The 19,339-nt window shown below is 40.6% G+C and carries 20 protein-coding genes; 10 read left to right on the top strand and 10 right to left on the bottom strand.

What is annotated here, in order from left to right:
• Nucleotides 1-21 precede the first annotated feature (21 nt).
• From FD724_RS32870 to holA, 6 genes are all read left to right on the top strand, one after another.
• Entirely contained in the window at nt 22-573 is a 552-nt protein-coding gene (locus FD724_RS32870) for a WGR domain-containing protein (RefSeq protein ID WP_179075913.1), read from the top strand.
• Nucleotides 574-776: 203 nt separating this feature from the next.
• The gene (dnaN, locus tag FD724_RS32865; protein WP_179075912.1) at nt 777-2,228 is read left to right on the top strand and encodes a DNA polymerase III subunit beta; all 1,452 of its coding nucleotides are present in this window, start codon (nt 777-779) and stop codon (nt 2,226-2,228) included.
• 321 nt (nt 2,229-2,549) lie between these two features.
• Nucleotides 2,550-2,966: a XisH family protein gene (locus tag FD724_RS32860; RefSeq protein WP_179075911.1), complete on the top strand. Its 417-nt coding sequence runs from the start codon at nt 2,550-2,552 to the stop codon at nt 2,964-2,966.
• Nucleotides 2,954-3,307, top strand: a complete 354-nt coding sequence (locus FD724_RS32855) for a XisI protein (RefSeq protein ID WP_179075910.1) — start codon at nt 2,954-2,956, stop codon at nt 3,305-3,307. The genes FD724_RS32860 and FD724_RS32855 overlap by 13 nt, the downstream gene beginning before the upstream one ends.
• 242 nt (nt 3,308-3,549) lie before the next feature.
• Complete coding sequence (gene dnaX, locus FD724_RS32850; RefSeq protein WP_179076016.1) at nt 3,550-5,052, top strand: DNA polymerase III subunit gamma/tau; 1,503 nt, start codon at nt 3,550-3,552, stop codon at nt 5,050-5,052.
• Nucleotides 5,049-6,002, top strand: coding sequence for a DNA polymerase III subunit delta (gene holA / locus FD724_RS32845; RefSeq protein ID WP_179075909.1), 954 nt, complete (start codon nt 5,049-5,051; stop codon nt 6,000-6,002). Before dnaX ends, holA begins: the two co-directional genes overlap by 4 nt.
• A gap of 245 nt (nt 6,003-6,247) precedes the next feature.
• On the opposite strand, the gene FD724_RS32840 is transcribed toward holA, so the two are convergent.
• The 6 genes from FD724_RS32840 to FD724_RS32815 all read right to left on the bottom strand — a co-directional run bounded on the left by FD724_RS32840 (nt 6,248) and on the right by FD724_RS32815 (nt 10,916).
• A complete protein-coding gene (locus FD724_RS32840; RefSeq protein WP_069069434.1) occupies nt 6,248-7,138 on the bottom strand; it encodes a nucleoside triphosphate pyrophosphohydrolase family protein in 891 nt (296 codons plus the stop codon).
• A 205-nt stretch (nt 7,139-7,343) separates the two neighbouring features.
• Nucleotides 7,344-8,462 carry a nucleotide kinase domain-containing protein gene (locus FD724_RS32835; protein WP_179075908.1) on the bottom strand — a complete coding sequence of 373 codons (1,119 nt, stop codon included), beginning with the start codon at nt 8,460-8,462 and terminating at the stop codon, nt 7,344-7,346.
• 91 nt (nt 8,463-8,553) lie between these two features.
• On the bottom strand, nt 8,554-9,369 hold the full coding sequence (locus FD724_RS32830; RefSeq protein ID WP_179075907.1) for a thymidylate synthase: 816 nt from the start codon (nt 9,367-9,369) through the stop codon (nt 8,554-8,556).
• Entirely contained in the window at nt 9,362-10,231 is an 870-nt protein-coding gene (locus FD724_RS32825; protein ID WP_218107937.1) for an ImmA/IrrE family metallo-endopeptidase, read from the bottom strand. Before FD724_RS32825 ends, FD724_RS32830 begins: the two co-directional genes overlap by 8 nt.
• Nucleotides 10,232-10,275: 44 nt before the next feature.
• Nucleotides 10,276-10,626 carry a helix-turn-helix domain-containing protein gene (locus tag FD724_RS32820; RefSeq protein ID WP_069069437.1) on the bottom strand — a complete coding sequence of 117 codons (351 nt, stop codon included), beginning with the start codon at nt 10,624-10,626 and terminating at the stop codon, nt 10,276-10,278.
• The gene (locus FD724_RS32815; RefSeq protein ID WP_069069438.1) at nt 10,623-10,916 is read right to left on the bottom strand and encodes a hypothetical protein; all 294 of its coding nucleotides are present in this window, start codon (nt 10,914-10,916) and stop codon (nt 10,623-10,625) included. The genes FD724_RS32820 and FD724_RS32815 overlap by 4 nt, the downstream gene beginning before the upstream one ends.
• 275 nt (nt 10,917-11,191) lie before the next feature.
• Here FD724_RS32815 and FD724_RS32810 point away from each other — a divergent pair, with 275 nt between their 5' ends.
• On the top strand, nt 11,192-13,780 hold the full coding sequence (locus FD724_RS32810; protein ID WP_179075906.1) for a DEAD/DEAH box helicase: 2,589 nt from the start codon (nt 11,192-11,194) through the stop codon (nt 13,778-13,780).
• Between the two features lie 117 nt (nt 13,781-13,897).
• Here the strand turns inward: FD724_RS32810 and FD724_RS32805 are convergent, their stop codons facing one another.
• From FD724_RS32805 to FD724_RS32795, 3 genes are read right to left on the bottom strand one after another with little or no spacing between them, the layout of a single operon-like run.
• Entirely contained in the window at nt 13,898-14,206 is a 309-nt protein-coding gene (locus tag FD724_RS32805; RefSeq protein ID WP_179075905.1) for a hypothetical protein, read from the bottom strand.
• Between the two features lie 6 nt (nt 14,207-14,212).
• On the bottom strand, nt 14,213-14,575 hold the full coding sequence (locus FD724_RS32800; protein ID WP_179075904.1) for a hypothetical protein: 363 nt from the start codon (nt 14,573-14,575) through the stop codon (nt 14,213-14,215).
• Nucleotides 14,572-14,898 (bottom strand): DUF5674 family protein, encoded by a 327-nt coding sequence (locus tag FD724_RS32795; RefSeq protein ID WP_179075903.1) that lies wholly within the window; start codon nt 14,896-14,898, stop codon nt 14,572-14,574. The genes FD724_RS32800 and FD724_RS32795 overlap by 4 nt, the downstream gene beginning before the upstream one ends.
• Before the next feature lie 178 nt (nt 14,899-15,076).
• Here FD724_RS32795 and FD724_RS32790 point away from each other — a divergent pair, with 178 nt between their 5' ends.
• From FD724_RS32790 to FD724_RS32780, 3 genes are read left to right on the top strand one after another with little or no spacing between them, the layout of a single operon-like run.
• Nucleotides 15,077-15,778 carry a hypothetical protein gene (locus FD724_RS32790; RefSeq protein WP_256874661.1) on the top strand — a complete coding sequence of 234 codons (702 nt, stop codon included), beginning with the start codon at nt 15,077-15,079 and terminating at the stop codon, nt 15,776-15,778.
• Between the two features lie 48 nt (nt 15,779-15,826).
• The gene (locus FD724_RS32785) at nt 15,827-16,681 is read left to right on the top strand and encodes a hypothetical protein (protein ID WP_179075902.1); all 855 of its coding nucleotides are present in this window, start codon (nt 15,827-15,829) and stop codon (nt 16,679-16,681) included.
• Entirely contained in the window at nt 16,681-17,334 is a 654-nt protein-coding gene (locus FD724_RS32780) for an N-6 DNA methylase (protein ID WP_179075901.1), read from the top strand. Before FD724_RS32785 ends, FD724_RS32780 begins: the two co-directional genes overlap by 1 nt.
• 139 nt (nt 17,335-17,473) lie before the next feature.
• On the opposite strand, the gene FD724_RS32775 is transcribed toward FD724_RS32780, so the two are convergent.
• A complete protein-coding gene (locus FD724_RS32775) occupies nt 17,474-19,339 on the bottom strand; it encodes a type IV secretory system conjugative DNA transfer family protein (RefSeq protein ID WP_179075900.1) in 1,866 nt (621 codons plus the stop codon).

The raw sequence follows: 19,339 nt of genomic DNA, 5'->3' as shown, positions 1-19,339 counted from the left end.
ACGCTAAATTATGTCAAAAATATGGAAGTTTACTTAATATTTGTAAATGCGGCTCAGAACAGTAACAAATTCTGGAGTGCAAAAGTTGAGCAAGGTAATCTAACTGTTGAGTGGGGTAGGGTAGGCTACAAATCTCAGCAAAAAGTACACTCTTTTGGTAATTATCAACAAGCAATTTCTAAATTCCACAATCTCGTGGCTGAGAAGAAAATGAAAGGCTACCGAGAAAGCAAACCTCAAATTGATAGTACTTCTGATTCTCTAGAAATCAAAAGAGCTATTCAATTACTGGAGATATTGCGCCCTTATGTAGCACAAAGACAATTTGCCAATAGAAATTATCTAGAGACATTAAACCAATATTTAAAAATTGTTCCTACACCTTTAGGAATGAAAATAGACCCGTCTCGAATATACCGTGATGTGGCAGATGTTGAACATCAACTATCACTGCTGAACTCTTTGTTGGAAACTGATTCTGTGCTGGCTGATAACACTACAGAAGAATCTGTTAATAACAGCAAAGTTATTAGTTTAAAAAGCATTGGAAAGAACTTTTGGAGGCATTTGTAGAACTTAATAATTCAGGAGCAGAGCCAGATATTCCCAAAGCTACGATCAGAATAAAGGCTTACCTGAGAGCGGTTAAATGGGATATATCAGTAAACTTCTGTATGTCTCACAGAGTAAAAGCATCTGATTCAAAACTTCACATCCTTTCTTTTCTGCTATCGCAGTCATCTTTCTAACAATGACGCAACCAGAAATAAATTATCATGACTCAAACAGCATCGAAACAAAGGGTAAAGCCTGCCAATCAGACCGAAAAAACAAGTGTAGCTACTCCTAAAGCCGAAAATGAAGTATCAGCAAATATCCCAGAGATATCTACAAGTAAAAAGAAAAAACGTACATCTCCAGACGCTGATACTTCAACTGAACCTATCTCAAATAAGCGTACTAATAAACGTTCTGCCAAATCAGAGTTCAACTCTCAACCACTTATAGAATCAGGAATGGAGGTAATCTGCTCACAAACTAAATTTCACGATGCACTCTCTTTAGTTAGTTGTGCTACCCCAGCTAAACCTAGCCATCCGATTCTTGCTAATGCTCTAATCATTGCAGATATCGAAACACAACAGATACATTTAACTGTTACTGATTTAGCATTAACAATTCAGGCAAGTTTTGAAGCTCAAGTTTTGCTCAAGGGTGAAATCACTGTGCCAGTAGTAATGCTATTTGAGATAGTTAAGCATTGCCCTAATGGTAATATTAGCCTCAGTAGTCAGACTCAGATTATACAGCTTATTGATGAGGATAAGCAAACAAAAATCTGCTCTCTGGGTTTATCTGATGCTGATGGAAAATATGAAATTAGAGGCATTAGTGCTGAAGAATTTCCACCTAGTTCTACAATTGATGCTACTCCCATTCCTCTGCCAACAACAGTTTTCAAAGATGGTTTGAAAGGTGTAATTTATGCTGTAAGCACTGATGAAAATAAATATATCTTGACCGGAGTTCATATCCAACTTACACAGGAGAAGTTAAAGTTTATTGGTACTGATGGGCATCGAGTCGCAACCACTGAACTTTCAACTCAAGGAATTGGTAGAAAACCCCGCAAACAAGTAGAATCTTCAGAGATACAATTTACTATTCCCGGTCGAGTCCTCAAGGAACTAGCGCGTAACTTGGATGATTCTGTCGAATTCATTAATCTGTTGTATGATGCCCAAAGTAATCGCTTGGGTTTTGCCTGGCAAGATATTATCCTCAGATGTCAATGTCTCGAAGGAACTTACCCTGACTGCGAACAGCTATTGGCAAGATTTAGCTTTGACCGAGAAGTAATCCTAGAAAAAGCATTCTTAGTCAAAGCACTGGAACGGTTAGCTGTGTTAACAGATAAAAAAGAGAAAGGTATTTACTTACAGTTTGATGGAGCTTTGCAGCAGCTACGATTATCAATTGAACGGGAGTTTGGCAAAGGTGATCAAGTTATTGCTGCTCATCTACCATCAGAAATGTCATTGAATATTCAGTTTAACCTCAAGTATTTAGTAGAAGCAGCCAAGGCAATTCCTAGTTCCGCTATCAAAATGCACTTGCAACAATCAGATCATCCTGCCATGTTGGTTCCTTATGGAGATAGACCAAATCCAGAACTGCAAATGGAAATGCGTCAATTCTTATTGCCACTGTACACTCTAAATGCTTAATAAATCTTAATCGGAAACTTGAAGTTTTGTAGGGTGTTTTGGATACGAGTGGTGTTTATTTTAGACGGGGATTTGAGGAACTCTGGACAAAACTGGACAACATGAACGAAAATCCTCGATTTTGACAAATAGAAACTGTGCATTTTGGCGGTAGATATCCGACTATTTGCCGCCAAAATACCAAAGTTATCCAGTTTTATCAAGAAAAAAGGAAGCAAAGCAGGGTGCAAGAAAGAAAGAGAGAAAAGTATGTTTTAGAATCTAATTGTTACCCAATATGGTAAACACTTTACAATCAGAGTATTACTCAATAGTTCCACCATGCCAGCAAAAGACATATACCATAATGAAGTCAAAAACGCATTGATAAAAGACGGTTGGACTATCACAGATGATCCTTACTTTATCAAATATGAGGATGCTGAACTCTACGCCGACCTAGCAGCAGAAAAACCAATCGCCGCAGAACGCCAGGGACAGAAGATTGTCGTAGAAATCAAGAGCTTTGTGGGTAAATCACTGATGTATGATTTTCATAATGCGCTGGGACAATACATAGTCTATCGGAAACTCATTCAACTTACGGAGCCAGAATATAAACTTTATTTAGCTGTTGATGATGTTGTCTATGAGAACTTTTTTCAACGGAAATCTGTACAAGCAGTCATCAATGAAAATAACCTGTTATTAATAGTTGTAAATACACAAAAGGAGGAAATTCGGCAATGGATAAGCTAGAGCAATACCGCAATGCTATCAAGAAAATATTAAGTGATTATTACGAAACTACTAATGCTCAAGTTATAAAAGATGCGGAAGTTGAAGTAAGCGATCGCTTGGCTTTTGATGAAACAAGAGATCAATATCTTTGGTTTCGGTTTGGCTGGGATGACAAAAAGCAGATACAGTATATTATTATCTATCTCTGCATTAAAAACGGCAAAGTTTGGGTGGAAGAAGATGCAACTAATTTATGCGTTGTTGATGATTTGCTATCAGCCGGAATACCCCAAGCCGATATTGTTTTGGGTTTCCATCATCCCAGTAAACGAGGTTTAACAGAATTCGCTACTGCTTAAGGCGGCAGGTAAAAAAGATAAAATTAGCGTTCTATGAGGCAAGGATATGAATTCTAAAATGGCTATAGCTCGGTTGTAAATTCCATAAACTTATACACCTGTTTCAACTTTTAAATGATTGGGTGTACTCAACTTCTGGTATCGGTAAATCTTACTGGAATTGAGCAAATCAGCCTACTTTTGAGTCAAAATTACACCCCCTTAACAGGGGTAAGGGCGACAAATTAAGGTTAATGAATCCTATGTCTACAGTCGCCCTACATCAAAAATATCGACCCCAGACAATAGCCGAATTAGTTGGACAGCCCTACATCAAAACTGCTCTGACTAATGCTATCAAACACCTGCAAATTGCACCAGCTTATTTATTCACAGGTTCTAGAGGCACAGGTAAAACATCAACTGCTAGGATATTTGCTAAATCCCTCAATTGCCTCAACACTAAAAAACCAACTGACCAACCTTGTGGTATTTGTCAATCCTGCCGTTCAATTGAAACCAGTAATAGCCTAGATGTTAGTGAAATTGATGCTGCTTCTAATAATGGTGTAGATGATGCCCGTGCTTTAATTGAGCGCAGTACCTTAGCACCAGTTGCAGGACGTTACCGAATTTTTATTCTTGATGAGTGCCATTGTCTAACCGGTAACGCCTTCAATGCCTTACTTAAGTGTATTGAAGAACCACCACCTCATGTTGTTTTCATTCTCTGCACAACAGAACTGCACAAGGTGTTACCTACCATTGTCAGCCGTTGTCAGGTGTTTAATTTCCGCACTTTGTCTATTCAGGCAATTGTGCAGCACCTCGGTATTGTAGCAGATGCAGAATCTATCTCTATTGATGAGGAGGCACTAACAGCGATCGCTCGACTTAGCGATGGTGGATTGCGGGATGCACTGCAATTACTGGGTCAGGTGAGTCTTTTAGATGAAGATATCACTGCCAATCATGTGATGGAAATCGCTGGTGGTGTGACAGAAACAGAATTAATGTCAATTTTACAGGCAATATCCACCAACAATACCTTTAACTTGCTGCAAGTAGCGAGAGTTTTAGTAGATTCTGGAAAAACACCCAAATTGATTCTCTCCAACTTACTGCAAACATACCGAGATTTACTGATTATCAAATCTGCACCCAAAGAGCAATCCCTGCTAACTGGTTGTCTTAGCTATGCTCAACTTAAGGTTTTAGCAAATCACTGGAATTTCGAGACGCTTAACTTGTCTTTAGCAGAGTTACAAAAAGCAGAAAACTATTTGCGGTACACAGTAAATGCTGCTGTATGGCTAGAAGTTTGCTTACTGAACCTGATGACCAGTTTATTGCCTGTCAGTGCAACCAAGACGCTAACAGCTAAACCTGTGCATGACGGCAAGTTGCTACCAACAGTTGGAGTATATACCACAAACAAGGTGAAAGCTAAACCTGTAAATGACAAAGGGCATGATGACAAATTGTTACCAACAGTTGCAGCCCAGACTACTAATCTGGCTCAAATTTGGCAGCAGGTGATGGATACAGCTAAACCTAGCAATCAAAAGCTGTTGGCTCATGCAAATCTCGTTAAATTGCAAGGTGACAAGGCGATTTTAGAGGTTACACCAGCTTACCTGAATAAGTTTGAAAGTAGTAAAGAGGCGATCGCTAAAATGCTGCAACGAGCTACCCAAAGTCAACAACCAATGACTGTGTTAATTAAAACTGCCAACAAGAGCAGTAATGGGAGGGTAAAAGCATGATTGTCTTGCTGACAGGTGACGACCAACACGCTATTCAGGAACAGCTAAACCAATACAAAGCAGAGATTGATACCCAATGGCTCACACTTTGCTATCACCGATTTCCAGCCGATCACCTTGACCAAGCTATCAGTGTAGCTCGCACTCGTTCCCTGACTGGTGGTAAAAAACTGGTGATTGTCGAAAATTGCCACCTCAAGCAGTGGGGTGATACTGAGTTAGAAACTTTGCAGCAGCTTGTTCAAGTGCCTGAATTCACAATTTTGGTGTTTGTCGCCACCAATGTAGATAAGCGCCTGAAGATTTACAAACATATTGTCAAGTATGCCAAGTTGTTTGAGTTTCTATTGATACCACCTTGGCGTGCTGATTTAATTGAGAAGGCGATCGCTACTCAAGCTAAAAAAATCAAGCTGATGCTGTCAAAGGATGCAGTGGAATATCTAGCAGAAGCAATTGGTAACGATATGACTCGTGCAGCTACTGAGTTACGCAAACTGTATATTTATGGTAAGGGCAGACAACTTGAGCTTGCAGAAGTAAAAGAATTAGTGCCATGTCAGACTCAGAATAGCCTACAACTGGCATCTGCTATTCGCCAAGGAGAAAGCAATCAAGTTTTGCACCTGCTGGATGATTTACTGTCACGCTCGGAACCATTAATGGTGATTGTTGCTACTCTCCTAACGCAGTTTAGAACTTGGTTATGGGTTAAATCTGCGATCGTTTCTGGGGTTAAGAAAGATAGTGAATTAGCTCAACTGTGCAATATCAGCAATCCTAATCGCATTTACTACTTGCGTCAGGAGGTAGCAAATACAAGCATCAACGCTTTAGCTAAGGCAGTAACTATGATGCTGGATTTGGAGATGTCTATTAAGAGAGGTGCTGAAAGTAAGGATTTACTGCTAATAATTCTTAGTGTTAGCAGGTTATTTAAGTTAACTTAATCAACATAAAGTTGACTGAGAGTTTTGGATTTTGGATTGTATATTTGATTCCGGTCTAAAATCCAAAATCAGTTATTTAAGTAAGTCCAAGTCAATATTTCACGTTGGTAAAAGGCAGGAGGCAAAGGAAATAAGGCATATGGTAAGTACCATAATAGTCAGCTAGGTTTCTGTGAACGCTTGATGTGAACCACCACTTTTACTTACACCAGATGGAGGAGGTATTAAACGATCTGTTTACCACTTTATTTTGCTTGATAACTTATCGAACTTGTATCAATGTCAATAATAACCTTACCGCCCCCATTTTTTTCTACTTGTCGCCAAACTTTATACCCATCAACAATTGCCTTCTCCCAATCACCTAGCGAACACTCTCGAACTTCTAAATGCAAGGTCATATTTTTTATAGTTTTCAATAGTTGGTCATCTATCGTTACAACCCCTTCCAAAAACCCATGATCCTTGGCATAGCTGAATACAAGTGCTGATATACCTTCATCAATAGCTATTGCCCGACCACCATCTTCAACCTCGTCAATACGAGGATTACTTTTACGCTTGCGTTTAAGGTTACTGCGAATGACTGGCGACCATCCCAAAACAGCAGCATAGGACAAATGAAAAATATCATGAAAGCGATAGCCATCACTAAAGTAGGAGTTATCGGTAAGGTAATTTCCAATCTGTTGACCATTAATAAATGCTCTCACTTTCACTGAGTTATCTTCGCTCACTTCAGTAAGATATAGCTCAAACTGTCGCGGTAAACTTTCGTGTTCGGAAAAGTTACTATCAAATATGTAGGCTGTAGTTTGACTATCTATTTGTACCGAATCTCTTCTTCCCCAACGGTCACGACACTTATTCAGATTAATTTGTGCAATTTCTGCCAAATCTAGATCAAATTTACTGGCTACGTTAGCAACGTACCAAAGTAAATCCCCTAACTCTTCTGCAACACAATCTTTAAAAAGTTTATGTGCATCTTTATCCCGGAGATGCTTTTTATATTCAGCGAGGAGTGAACCTGCTTCACCAACCAAACCCAGCAGAGGTATGATTATTCCATCTCCACTTTTAGTAGGAACTTGATCAGTTTTCAGGGCTTGTTGTTGATACTTACGAAAATCCATTATCCACTCCTTATCTTGAGATTATATTTGGTGTTGCTGATTATGGGCATGAAAAAATAGAGTCTGAAAGCAGGCTCACTTGGCCATGCTAAAGTTGCTGAAGCAAAGCCTTCTGTAGAGTTATCGGAGTTGATTAGAAACTTTTGCAAGGAGGGCAAATAATTTTAAATTTTTTAAATTTGCACCCCTCGTTTAGTAATACCTTCTATTTAGATTTGGAAGCAGCTTGAATTTTTATATCCTCTTCAATAGCTTGGTTAATTTTCCATTTTGGTGGATACCAATAACTAATTGGTTGTACGTTAACTGAATACTTTTGCTTTATACGTGTTCTTCCTGATATTCCCGATATTTCAGGGTGTTTCATCCGAGAATACTTATCTACCTCACAAAATAGATTTTGGCAGTCGATTAATTGCAGTCTCCGTCCCCAAAGGGAATGATAATTTAGTCCTAATCGCTCAAACTCAGATTCTTGGATATCTGCCATGAATTTAATAATTTCTGGTTCGTTTAAACCACCCAGATCAAGAAAACATTTGCGGATACCATCAAGCGCACCAGGACCAGGAATTACAAACTCCATCTCGCTATAGCTAGTAATCTCGCTATAGTTAACATCAGTTATAAACTGGTATGCCAAAAAATCGCCAATAGTTGGATAATTATGTAATAAATCGAAACCCTGGTGCATATTCCGTGAATCTGCTAGCTTCTGTGGCAGATCATCAGTCATCATCTTTTCAATCAACTTGAGATTATTGCGGTGCTTTGTAGTATATCCAAATGTTTTGCCACCCGATGGCATGATATATGCCGCAGAATAGATAGTCTGACCGGACTGCATGGTTTCTGTGAGGATTTTATCGTAGCGTTCAAAGCAATAGTCAGCATAAGTAATATGTCCAATATTTTTTTCTAGAAGCTGCCAAGTTTCAATTTTGTTGAAAATTTTGAAGAGGATAATTCTAAAGAATACCTCATTGATTGAAGATGGTAGATCGTCCCGATAGATGACATTTCGTATCAAGTACTGGCTCGTGCGGTCGCTTGCGCGGTAGGCATTGGTAAATTTGTATGTGGAAAGAATTGGATCATCAGTCCAAGGCACTTGTGCATTTTCTAGCTTCTTGTAAAATATCTTTTGTCGTTCGGCAGCGAATTGCCAATAAGTATTGAATACAACTGTAGGCTTGGCGGGTAGAATATGTGAAATGATAACTGGCGATGAGATAGGTTTTTCTCCACTATCGCCAATTCCAAGACTTAACTGTTTGTTTTGATTGGCGTTTTCGCTAGACTGTTTCTGACGTTTTTTTCCCATTTTATCTCTCTAAAGAAACATTTCTGTTTCCTTAAATCCGTAAAGTACTCTCACCCGCAAATATCTTTTATTAAGCTTGTCTGGAAAAAAGCTATGTTTTATCTATTGTATGTTCGCAAGTTGTTTGTTGCATAATATTCCGAGCCGCCTCTATAACTGGAGTTAAAGTTGGCGATTTTGTTCCAATTCTTTCTAATTTTGCTACACCTACGAAGCAGTTCATCCGGTCAAACGTCAGTCCCATTTCGTGAGCCATGAAATCGCCTAATCTGCATAGTCCCAAGTAGTTGCCGTATGCCTTATCAAAAAGTTGTTGGGTAGCATAAAAAGCATTTAAAACAAGGGTTTTATCTTGATTATTTGGTACAAAGCTAAGGTGTTGTAAGCAAGGAAAGCCTAGTTGCCTACAATTAGGAATATGGTCTCGCCCTGGATCAAAGATAGAAGCTTGAAACATACTTCTTCTGATTTTTGGGTGTGAATTATACTCAAAAATGATGTGTTCGAGTTGGTTGCCATTGTGGGGCCCAGAACCAAAATCAATCAGCCTTTCAAAGTAAATACCACGTCGGTTTTTCGACGGTTCAGCAGCTTTGTATCTGGGAAGAGCATTAAGATAAATCTCAAAGAATTTCTTTCGGTCATACTTAGCCATTCGCCAGAGAGAGCTAGGAAAAATCGTATTTGCAACTGTGTGAATTTTTTGTTTTTTGTTCTTTACAAGGCAATTATCAAGAGCATCTCGAACTGATTTGTCTTCATTTACAATACCGCTGCTAAAACCTGTTAAACTAACCACCAATGGCGAAATTTCTTTGCCAGGATTATCGATAATGTGTAAAAATATACGACTCCAAGCGCAAGAGAGGTTTGTTTCGTTAATGGGGAGAGGCGCACTATTACTCATCTTCCGGCTCCTCAAGATGGCGATATTTGCTTAGTCCTACAAACTGATAACGCGAAACCCGAACAAAAGCTGCCCACTCAGCGTCATGACAGTAAACGCGCACAATACCAGGACGGTTAGCTTGGAAGAGACGACCCTGTGAGTGATTTTCTTGGAAAGTGATAGTGTCGTTCGTTGCTTCTGCTGTGTTTGGTAGTAGAAGATGACTTCCAACTTCAGCATCAAGTGTAGGCATTGACCAATGTGCATCAGCAATTATCAACGGTTCTGCTGATGAACGCCCAAGAAAATCTTGGCGGATAGACTTGGGTGTAGATTTTAGAAGTGACGCAGCTTTGATGCGATTAATCATTTTTAGGGTATAAGTCATGTGATTGATCAGAGTCTCGTACCCAACACCAAAACTACAGGCAATCGTGAAAATCTGAAGTGGCGTTGCTGAAGCAATATCCCAGCCACGCGAAGCAAATGCTTTTCTCACCCCCAAAGTTGGCATAAGTAAGAAACCTGCAAAGGAGTCAACCAGAAACTCGTCAGGATGGAAAGTCTTAGATTTCTCCGAATCCTCTGTTAGTTCATCAATCGTTGAACTGTGTCCAAAAACGTGGTGTCCGAGTTCATGAGCGCAGGTAAAGTTACGCCTAGTAAGGGGTCGCAGCGCAGAAAGCCATATTTGTGGTTCATCTCCTTTGAGATATATGCCTTCCATGCTACTAATATCAACAAACTTAACTTTGACATTGAGTTTGTCGCACAAGTTATAGATACAAGCTGGGCTTTTAAGGTCTAGACCAGCTTGTTTCCGAATATCGATTGATTTAAGCATGGCCTGTTGAGCCAATTCTTGCCTCTGATTAGCCACAGATTTTTTCCTACACTTGGTATCAAGGTAACTAATATTACTAATCACAGGTTGTCTCTCCCCGTTCGCATTGAAGCAAGTAATGTTAACAGTCGGTCTAAATCTTCTGGCTTAAGCTTTTGGAGTTCTCTAGCAGCAAGCTGAAGTTTATTGTCATGGACATCGACCTTATTCGCACCTTCACCAAGTAGCCATGACACACTGACATCAAAAATTTCTGCAAGCTTTGTAATTTCTTCGGCGGAAGCATTTCTCTTGCCAGCCTCTATTTCAGAAATAGAGGGTCGATGTAGACCAAGAGTTTGAGCTACCTGAGCCTGAGACAAACCTGCCATCTTACGTGCTTCGCGAATGCGAGAAGCAATTATTGCTTTCTTGTCTTTTGCTTCAGTCATCTCCGTTTTTCCTCTTTACTGACGATTTCACAAACTACATCAGCTGATTCGTTGATGGTGAGTCGCCGCGTGCAATCCTCTGACAAAAAAATGTTTTTGTCATTAGGGATGTTCACGTTAAGTTCCGTAGCCAACATAGTGATGGCAACAGGCCAGAGGTAACTGTCAAGCCATGCTAAATCATTGATAGGACAAGTTGTTTCTGTGATTGGCTGTCCTTCATATCCGCTATCGCTCTGGATTTCTTTAAACACTTCTATGAGCTTGACCTTTACATTTTCTGGGGTCATAGTGCAGCACACTATATTACCGTTTGTAAGAAAATCTTACCAAGTGTAGGATAAAATGTCAATCGGAGTTCAGGGTAATATTTAGGCATTTAGATGTTAATCATCTCAAAGTCCTTGAAACCGACCAGAGGTAAGTTATATGTAGCGCACTGTGTGCTGAATATTCTTATGCCCAGGGTGAGCAATACGTAGTAAAGGTTATAATAAATACATATTTTTTCAGTAGCACTCCCCCAATGGGGGATTTTTTAGGGCAGTGAGCGAAGACTACGACTATGACCACGCCCAACTACAATGCCCTGCTACAAAGCTTTTGGACACCACCTCGTACACCCATTACAGAAAATTCCAACTCAAATAACCATCCTACTGAACCAACAGATATTACTGAATTTCTAGGTGAAGATTTACTATGGCAACAGACTATCCCTGCCAAAGAACCTAATCTGAAAAATATCCCTAATGACCTGCCAAATAAATTAATTAAAGCACTTCACTCATTAGGAATCACCCAACTTTACTCTCACCAACTTCAAGCATTACAAGCAATTAGACAAGGTAAAAGTTTAATCCTCACCTCTCCCACAGCCAGTGGCAAAACTCTCAGCACATACCCCGCCATTCTGGAAGGTTGTATAAATCAAGAACACCGAGCATTAGCATTTTATGGACTGCGAGCATTAGCACTAGACCAGTTCCACAAAATCTCTGAACTACTCTCTACCATACCCACACAATCCAGACCTATACTTGCAATGATCACTGGAGATGTCAAATCAGAAAAACGAGAACAAATCCTCAAGAGTGAACCGCATATTTTAGGTGTCACACCAGAATTAATCCACTTTCAACTCAAGCAAGCCTGGAAATCCGCGCATTGGGCAAACTTTTATCAGCGATTGCGCTATGTACTGCTTGACGAAGCTCACACCCTCTCAGGTAGCTATGGCGCAAATATGTCCTGGCTGATTCGTCGCATTAAACTAGCAGTAGATCATTACGGTGGTGACTCCAAGAAACTGCAATTTATCTTCCTGAGTGCCACTTGTGGTAATCCTAAACAACTGGCTCTGAAAATCTCCGGCTTAAAACCAACTAAACTCAACCCCAAACCCCTGATTTGGATTCGCAAAAGTGGAGCCGCTTCACCATCTAGACAAATAATAATCACTCAGCCCAGTTACAATCTAACTGGTGATACCGCTCGGATAATTCAATTTTTACTCAATCAATGTAAATCAGGTATCGCCTTTTGTAACTCCCGTCGCAGCGTGCGGGAACTAACAGAATTACTCAAATCAAACCAAGTAGCCGCGTTCTACAGTGGCATTACCTCTGAGCGTCGGGCAGAAGTAGTTGACCAACTCCAGTCTGGCACGATCAAGTGGATTATTGCCACAGAAGCATTAGAAGCTGGAATTGACCTACCAGAATTAGAATGTTGCATTTTGCGTGGCTGGCCAGGTTCCAAAATGGCATACCAGCAACGCAGTGGCCGCGCCGGACGTTCTCAGTCTGGATTGACAGTGCTGCTTCCTAATGCTTTCAATCCCATTGACTGCTATGTAGCAGAACATCCAGAAATGCTGGTATCGCCAGAAGCTGAGGAAGTATTCTTTAATGACGAATATCCCATCTTTGCTGCTAAACATTTGATGTGTGCAGCCGCAGAAACTGGTATTCCTAGTAATAAAATCAAGCACTACTTTGGCACAGCAGCTTACGAGGTAGCAAAACTCCTGTTAGCCCAAGGGCATCTAAATAAAGGTCGTAATGGACTGTGGGCAAAAGGCTATCCCCATAAAGATGTTAACTTTCGGGGTGGCTTATCCCAAACTACCATCAAGCTAGTAGATGCAGAATCAGGGGAAGAACTAGAGGAAATCTCAGAAGATATTGCTCACCGAGAAGTCCATCCCCAAGCCATCTACAAACGACAAGATGCCAATGGACGAATGCTGACTTATCGGTGCATCTCCCTTGACTTGAACAGCAAGCAAGCAATTTTAAAACAGACAGCAGATAGCTCACTGTTTACAGTTGCAGTTACAGAATCAGAAACCAGTAGCCTAACAGTGCTGACAGATCCGGTGAAGTTACCATTGCTGTTTTCTCAAGTCAGTGAAGTTGATGACTGTCAGGAATACTTAACCCTAGAACTTAGTTTTGGTGAGGTTAAGCACATTACCAGTGGTTACAGTTTAATGACCCAAATCTATGAGCAGACTTGTTTGAACAAACGGTGTCTTAACTACAAAGAGCCGCTACCTAAAGAACGTCGTTGTCCGCTTTGTAGCAAACTCACACGCAAAGCTGTAATTGTGAAAACCCTGTCAGAAGAAAAGTTTGAGCAGCCTTTCCGTACACAATTTTCAGCACCAATGGTCAAAGTAGCGATAAACTCAAGTGCGCGGGAATACCTCCAACACAATGCCTTGGAAACTAGAACCAATTTAACCCGCAGTGGAGAACCGATTCCACCAGGTTATCAACAGTTGTGGGAATATTCCAGTCCCTTGATTGCTATCCACAGCTTTGGGCATCAAATTATGAGAGCTTTACAGCTGGTGGCTAGAGTTGACCTAAAACAGGTGAATTTTACAGTAGTGAAGGAGTTAGGGGAAAATAACAATTACACAGGCTATTTCTATGATACCAGTGATGGTGGGAATGGTGCGGCTGAAGCTGTGTTTAAACATCTGCCAAAACTTGCTAGTGCTGCTAGAGCGATCGCACGAGATTGCAACTGCGATACTGGCTGTGCCAAGTGTCTAATTCAACATGGTTGCCCTGATGGTAACACTGCTTTATTGAAGCAACTGGGATTACTGTTGTTAAATGCGATCGCCTCCACCGGGGCGTAGCCCTACACCTGATGTGTGACACGAGCATCGTCGTAGACATCGCTCAACTTCCAGATTTTATTGTTCCAGATACTCAATCACTGCCTCCAAGTCTGCGATGCCTGCGGCGGGCTACGCCTACGCCCGATTAAATCGATTGAGCATTGCTTCTGCTACTTCTGGTTGAGCGTTGACAGTTGGTAGTTTTTCCCTTACTACACCTTTGAGCGCTTCTAGCCACAGCGACAAATTTGTATGTCGAACTGCTGTCAATAATCCCATGTTGGTGAGAACAGACAAATGAAACCCAAGTTGGTCTTGTCCACCATAACCCAAATATCCGTTACTAAGTTCTAGTTTTTCTGGAGTAAATTCAAAATACTGGTCAGAAGTAATACCAGCAGATTCTAGTTTGGGTTGTGGTAATGGAGGTTGGGATTGAGTCATTATCAGTTAGGATTGTTGTACAGCAGGTAATTTTGACATTTGCAAAACACTGTCTGACCAAGTGCCAAGTTCTTGAATAATCTGGTTTTTAGCATCTGTGTTATTCCAAGCTTGTTCCCAGTTAAACAGCCAGCGTGTGAGAAACCTTCCTAAGTTTGCTAACTCAAAAGCATTGTCAATATCTATATCTGGGGCTATCCACTCAAGGAAATACATAGTCTCTCTAATCAGGCTTTTGACCACATCCTCATGTGTAGACTCACTGAAAAGTTGATTTATCCGTGCTAAATTAGTTGCCAATTTTTCCAATCTAACAGGGATACTATCTTGCACAAAGGTTTCTTGCTCATAAGTTAAGCCACTATTCATCCCAGAAACTCCATAATAATTGCGGCAACCTGTTCTCTAATCTTAACGTCCATAATTTCCATTGAACGATTCTGTCGGGGACGGAGATTAACCATAGACTCATAGATTATCTGTTGTGTATCAGGTCTAAAACGATGCGACCTAATATCACTCTGCTTACTGCCATCTTCTAGCAACGCCTGTTCACAGTAAAAGTGCATTTCACCTCCCCCAGCCAGAATCCGATGCTCAATATCTACCGCTACCTTAATATAAAACTTTAACTCTTGTAGCATCTGTTCAATTTGCTCTGGTGTAGCACGAACTCTAATAATCTCAATCAAAAAACTTACTCCTATTAAACATACGGTTGCCCTGGCTATCTTGCCTAATTACAGCAGCCTTCAGCTATCAACAGTAATACCCGATTGGTGCAGAGCTTTGTAACTAAATTTTCTACTTCCTGCAACCGGCAATACTTTGTATATCTGTATTGAAGCATAATTAATCGAAGTAATTAATTTGCAGCTTACCGCTGCATGGGAGAGATGTTATATTCTCTCCACCATGCCAGTAATTAATCTTGCCGATATTCAACAAATTACTAAAACACAGCAACAAGTCCTATTCCCCAGTCAAAAATATCATCCAAATCGCTCTGCCTTTGACTCTATAGTTGCAGATAACTTCTCTTTGGTGATGAGACAACTATTTTTAGGACTGACTGTAGAACCTTTATTAAATGCCTATCCTCAAATTGCTCAGTGGGTTGATCAAATACAGGAACTTGCACCGGAAATTTTTCAATCTCGGAAAAAGTTATTAGTCGATAATCCAGTTATTGCACCTCTTGCGATTAATGACGACAAGCACTTTATTCAAGTATTAACAAATATAGCATTTAAACAAGGTATTCCCAGGCTTTATGAATGGGCTATACGCCATCCCTACTTAAGCTGGCAAGACCGGGTAAAGTTGTGGACTACGGCTAGACAATACTCAGTTGCTCCTAACCAAATACAACTCGTAGTTTTAGCATTACATCCTGTTAAACCAGCCCAAAGATTAAATGTACGCTGGAATAAAAAGGATCAGATGCAGACTGAAAAATGGTTAATTAAACTACTGACTCAATCTCCAGATAACAAATCACAATCAAACATAGTCATTCCTGAGTTATCGTCAATGGTCAATTTAGAAGCTATTCCAGAAGTCAAGATTTAAGAGGCTAATGCCTCTGCCATTGGCAAATGCTTATTACAGATAACCCCAATGGTACTCAAATCAACTTTTGAACATGGATGGCTATTATCAAAGCTACTGAAATTAGATGATGAATATCAAGGTAGGTGGGAGCAATGGCGATGCACAATGGAAACTGGAGAGCTACCTAAAGAAATACCACAAACTGAGTTTTTAGACTTAGGACATCCTCAAGTTTTACAGATGCTCTCAAGCTGTCTGCAATCTATTCCTACAGGTGGATGCGGCAGTACTTCCAGATTTATTCCCTATTTCACTGATTGGTTACTTTATGCTCTAGGGCATCCCAACATTACTAAATTGCCTCATGAGCCAGAGGGATGTAACGGTGCGAGTAATCGTCTTATTCAAGAATTGGAACTGAAGCTTTTGATTTCTTGTCCCTTCGATTACTTTGGTCATTTGTTGGCTGCTAATCGTTACGGACAATCGAGAGCTAAATTCTATCCTACTCCTACTTGGACAGCCAGGACAATGGCTATTGCAGCAGTTGACAGTTCTGCTGCAATAGCACCATTTCATATATATGAACCAGCACTTGGTACAGGAAGATTAGCATTGGAAATGTCCAATTATGCTATCAGTTTAACAGGCTGGGAGTGGGATTCACTACTAATAAAAATAGCAAGTTTAAACTTCATGCTTTACGCTCCCTACTTGGCATTGCCTATTCCTAGTTTGGGTGGAGATTTAGTTATCGGAGACACCCTGACTGGCAAGGGTATTTCTTTTATACGACCAAATTTAAAGTATGAAACTCCCGCATCAACACCTAAACCGAAGCTAAATAATAGTTTGCTAATTAATGGTATTAAATACGAAAATACTAAAGCAGAAAATATGTTGCAACGAAGTTTATTTTGATGAAAATTCAAATTGCTGATTGGCAACAACTATTTCAAAATTGTGTCAGGAATTCTCCTCTGCCAATTTCCTTGCCTACTGTAGCCATTGCCAATCCTCCCTATTGCAAAATTAATCTCGCTTCCGATTCAGAACTAGCCCGATTTGAGATGGCTTATAAATGGATAAAACACGGAGATGGAAGCTACGTTATTACATCCAAGTTGAAAACCCAAGCAGAACAAGAGTGCTTATTTGTAGAACAGTGTTTAAATCAATTGCAACCTGGTGAAATAGTCTGTATTTTGGTGTCTAATGGAATTCTTTCTTCATCTAACCAAGCACACTTTCGCCGATGGCTATTAGAAGACATGGCTTTGCTAATTGCTTCCATTCAGTTACCTACAGAGAACTTTCAGGTAGAATGTGGATTGGGAATTATCACCAGCTTTTTGATTCTTCAGCGCAAAGGTGGAGATTTACCAGTACCAGAAGATTACTCAATCTTTATGGCAGTTGCGGATAAAATTGGTTTTGATAGTCGAGGTCGTCGTCTGTTTCGTCCAATTATAAATGGGCAACAAACCCAAGAAATTGATAGTGATTTACCTCTGATTCTAGAAGAGTTCAAAAAGTTTATCAAAGAGGTATGGCAAAATAATGTTGAGAAATAGCACTTGCTTTAACCACTTCAACCAAGCGCAGATTATCCTCAAATTACTAGCAACAGGAAAACATACACCCCCTGAACATTTTACGCTGTGAGCAACAATATATCCAACAATATTTCGCTTCTTAAAAGCTACCAGCCTCTTATCCTTGCAATCCGGGTGTTTGATAAACTCGTGCTGGGAAATTTTCTAAAACATCAGTTTCACTGCTACTAGACTCATGTGCAGGTGCTACATCTTCCTCTGGTAATGGCAACATCCGCGCTGCTGACTCAATCCGTTCATGTAATGCTTGTGTTAGCGTTTTAATATCTGGAATTGTCACCTGACTTTCTAAAGCAGGTTTAACTTGTGTGTCCCAAAGAGCCTCACTATCATGCGCCCGTTTTTCATCGGCTTTGGACACGGGAATAATTAAAGGATAAGGAATAGAAGCTTGTCCCTCGGAACTATAACCAGGACTGGTAATTACGCACTTGCCTTGAGGAAATTTCAAAATTTCGTCAGCACTGATTACAGGCATTTTTTGCAAATTCTCACTCCAGCTAATTGAACGGCTCATTTGTCCGCCAAGCGATCGCCCTGTGGTACGATTTTTAATCAGCACTTCCTTCTCACCGTAACGCTTTGAGTAATCCTCAGCCGTTTTGTAGTTACCAGGATTGAACAAAACATGGGTACTACAAGCAGAAGCGATCGCACTCCCCATTTTATCTCCATAAATATCGTAAAGTTGCTCTAAACTTTGGATACCCAGAATAAAGCAGGCACCATTGGAACGATATTCATTAATCCACTGTGGCAGTCGGTCTAGCTTTATAGATGGCAATTCATCCAAAGAAATAATCAACGGGTCTTTGCGGGGACGGCTCAAATTACCAACAATCATCAAGTGCATTGCAGCAGCCAGCAGAGGCCCAACCACACTGCGACGTTCATCATCTAGCTTGAACACCACCATCTCTCTACCTTCAAGCTTAGTGGGAATGTCCGATTTCCCTATAAATGCCCTCAGCAAATCAGCTTGGATGAAAGATGAGAAAGTACCTGCTGCTGTGGTCAAAATCCCCGAAATAGTCTTCTCTGCATCCTTGGCACTCAAAAATTGAATAAACGAAGTCGCCACCCATTCATCCAACCTTTTGGACTGTACTGCATGGTCAAGACGTTGCACCAGTTTTGGCAACCGCAGCACCGCATAAAGCATCGCCATATCTGGGTAAGGTGAACCCTTAACTAACTGTAAAAGTGCTTTAGCTAACAAGTCCCCGGCTTTAGCAAAGAACTCATCACTTTTACCACCACTGGAAGCATTGCGGTTAATCACTTGCCCAATTTCCCCTGCCATTACCCCATCCCGTGCATCACGCATATAATCCAAAGGATTAATAACACCGCTAAAGGGTTCACCGGGGGCAAATACTCGTACTTTATAGCCATAACGGGCAGCTAGGGGTGCATGGAGTCGTAGTTGGTCGCCCTTCTTGTCGTAGAGTAAAATCGGGAAACCCTGCTGCATCGCACTTTCTAACATCCGGTCTATGGTAGAGTAGGTTTTACCAGACCCAGGCGCACCTATTACCAGTGTTCCCCTTTCGGCATTGGGAAACCAAACTGTAGGTGCAGCACCAAGTATAATTTGTATGTTAGCCAGCAACCCCCGCCACTTGCCTTTTACCCAATAGCGAGGAGTACCAGACCATAGGGTAACTTTATTGTGTTTATGCTCCTTGATTTGCTTGAGTGCTAGGTTAGTTGCTGCTAGTTTCTCACTGATACCGGAGACTTTACCAGTGGTAATTTTTCCCTTACCAGTACCACTGATTTGCAACAACAGTATAACGAACAGTATTCCACCTACCATCATCCAACCTTGGGGATTGTTATACTGCTGAAACAACTTGCCAAAGTCAATGCTAGCCAGAGGTGTTTGGAAGGATGACACTTCAATTAATGTCGAGTTAGCAGTGATCTGGTTGTGTGGTAGATTTTTCTGGTAAATTTTCAT

It is taken from the genome of Nostoc sp. C057 (assembly GCF_013393925.1).
Taxonomy (GTDB): Bacteria; Cyanobacteriota; Cyanobacteriia; order Cyanobacteriales; family Nostocaceae; genus Nostoc; species Nostoc muscorum_A.
The sequence above is the reverse complement of the archived record's forward strand: the minus strand, read 5'-3'. Positions and strand labels throughout refer to the sequence as shown.

Coding starts and splice junctions, on each gene's coding strand:
- FD724_RS32870 (WP_179075913.1), top strand. CDS start 22: ATGGAAGTTTACTTAATATTTGTAAATGCGGCTCAGAACAGTAACAAA.
- dnaN (WP_179075912.1), top strand. CDS start 777: ATGACTCAAACAGCATCGAAACAAAGGGTAAAGCCTGCCAATCAGACC.
- FD724_RS32860 (WP_179075911.1), top strand. CDS start 2,550: ATGCCAGCAAAAGACATATACCATAATGAAGTCAAAAACGCATTGATA.
- FD724_RS32855 (WP_179075910.1), top strand. CDS start 2,954: ATGGATAAGCTAGAGCAATACCGCAATGCTATCAAGAAAATATTAAGT.
- dnaX (WP_179076016.1), top strand. CDS start 3,550: ATGTCTACAGTCGCCCTACATCAAAAATATCGACCCCAGACAATAGCC.
- holA (WP_179075909.1), top strand. CDS start 5,049: ATGATTGTCTTGCTGACAGGTGACGACCAACACGCTATTCAGGAACAG.
- FD724_RS32840 (WP_069069434.1), bottom strand. CDS start 7,138: ATGGATTTTCGTAAGTATCAACAACAAGCCCTGAAAACTGATCAAGTT.
- FD724_RS32835 (WP_179075908.1), bottom strand. CDS start 8,462: ATGGGAAAAAAACGTCAGAAACAGTCTAGCGAAAACGCCAATCAAAAC.
- FD724_RS32830 (WP_179075907.1), bottom strand. CDS start 9,369: ATGAGTAATAGTGCGCCTCTCCCCATTAACGAAACAAACCTCTCTTGC.
- FD724_RS32820 (WP_069069437.1), bottom strand. CDS start 10,626: ATGACTGAAGCAAAAGACAAGAAAGCAATAATTGCTTCTCGCATTCGC.
- FD724_RS32815 (WP_069069438.1), bottom strand. CDS start 10,916: ATGACCCCAGAAAATGTAAAGGTCAAGCTCATAGAAGTGTTTAAAGAA.
- FD724_RS32810 (WP_179075906.1), top strand. CDS start 11,192: ATGACCACGCCCAACTACAATGCCCTGCTACAAAGCTTTTGGACACCA.
- FD724_RS32805 (WP_179075905.1), bottom strand. CDS start 14,206: ATGACTCAATCCCAACCTCCATTACCACAACCCAAACTAGAATCTGCT.
- FD724_RS32800 (WP_179075904.1), bottom strand. CDS start 14,575: ATGAATAGTGGCTTAACTTATGAGCAAGAAACCTTTGTGCAAGATAGT.
- FD724_RS32785 (WP_179075902.1), top strand. CDS start 15,827: ATGGTACTCAAATCAACTTTTGAACATGGATGGCTATTATCAAAGCTA.
- FD724_RS32780 (WP_179075901.1), top strand. CDS start 16,681: ATGAAAATTCAAATTGCTGATTGGCAACAACTATTTCAAAATTGTGTC.
- FD724_RS32775 (WP_179075900.1), bottom strand. CDS start 19,339: ATGAAAATTTACCAGAAAAATCTACCACACAACCAGATCACTGCTAAC.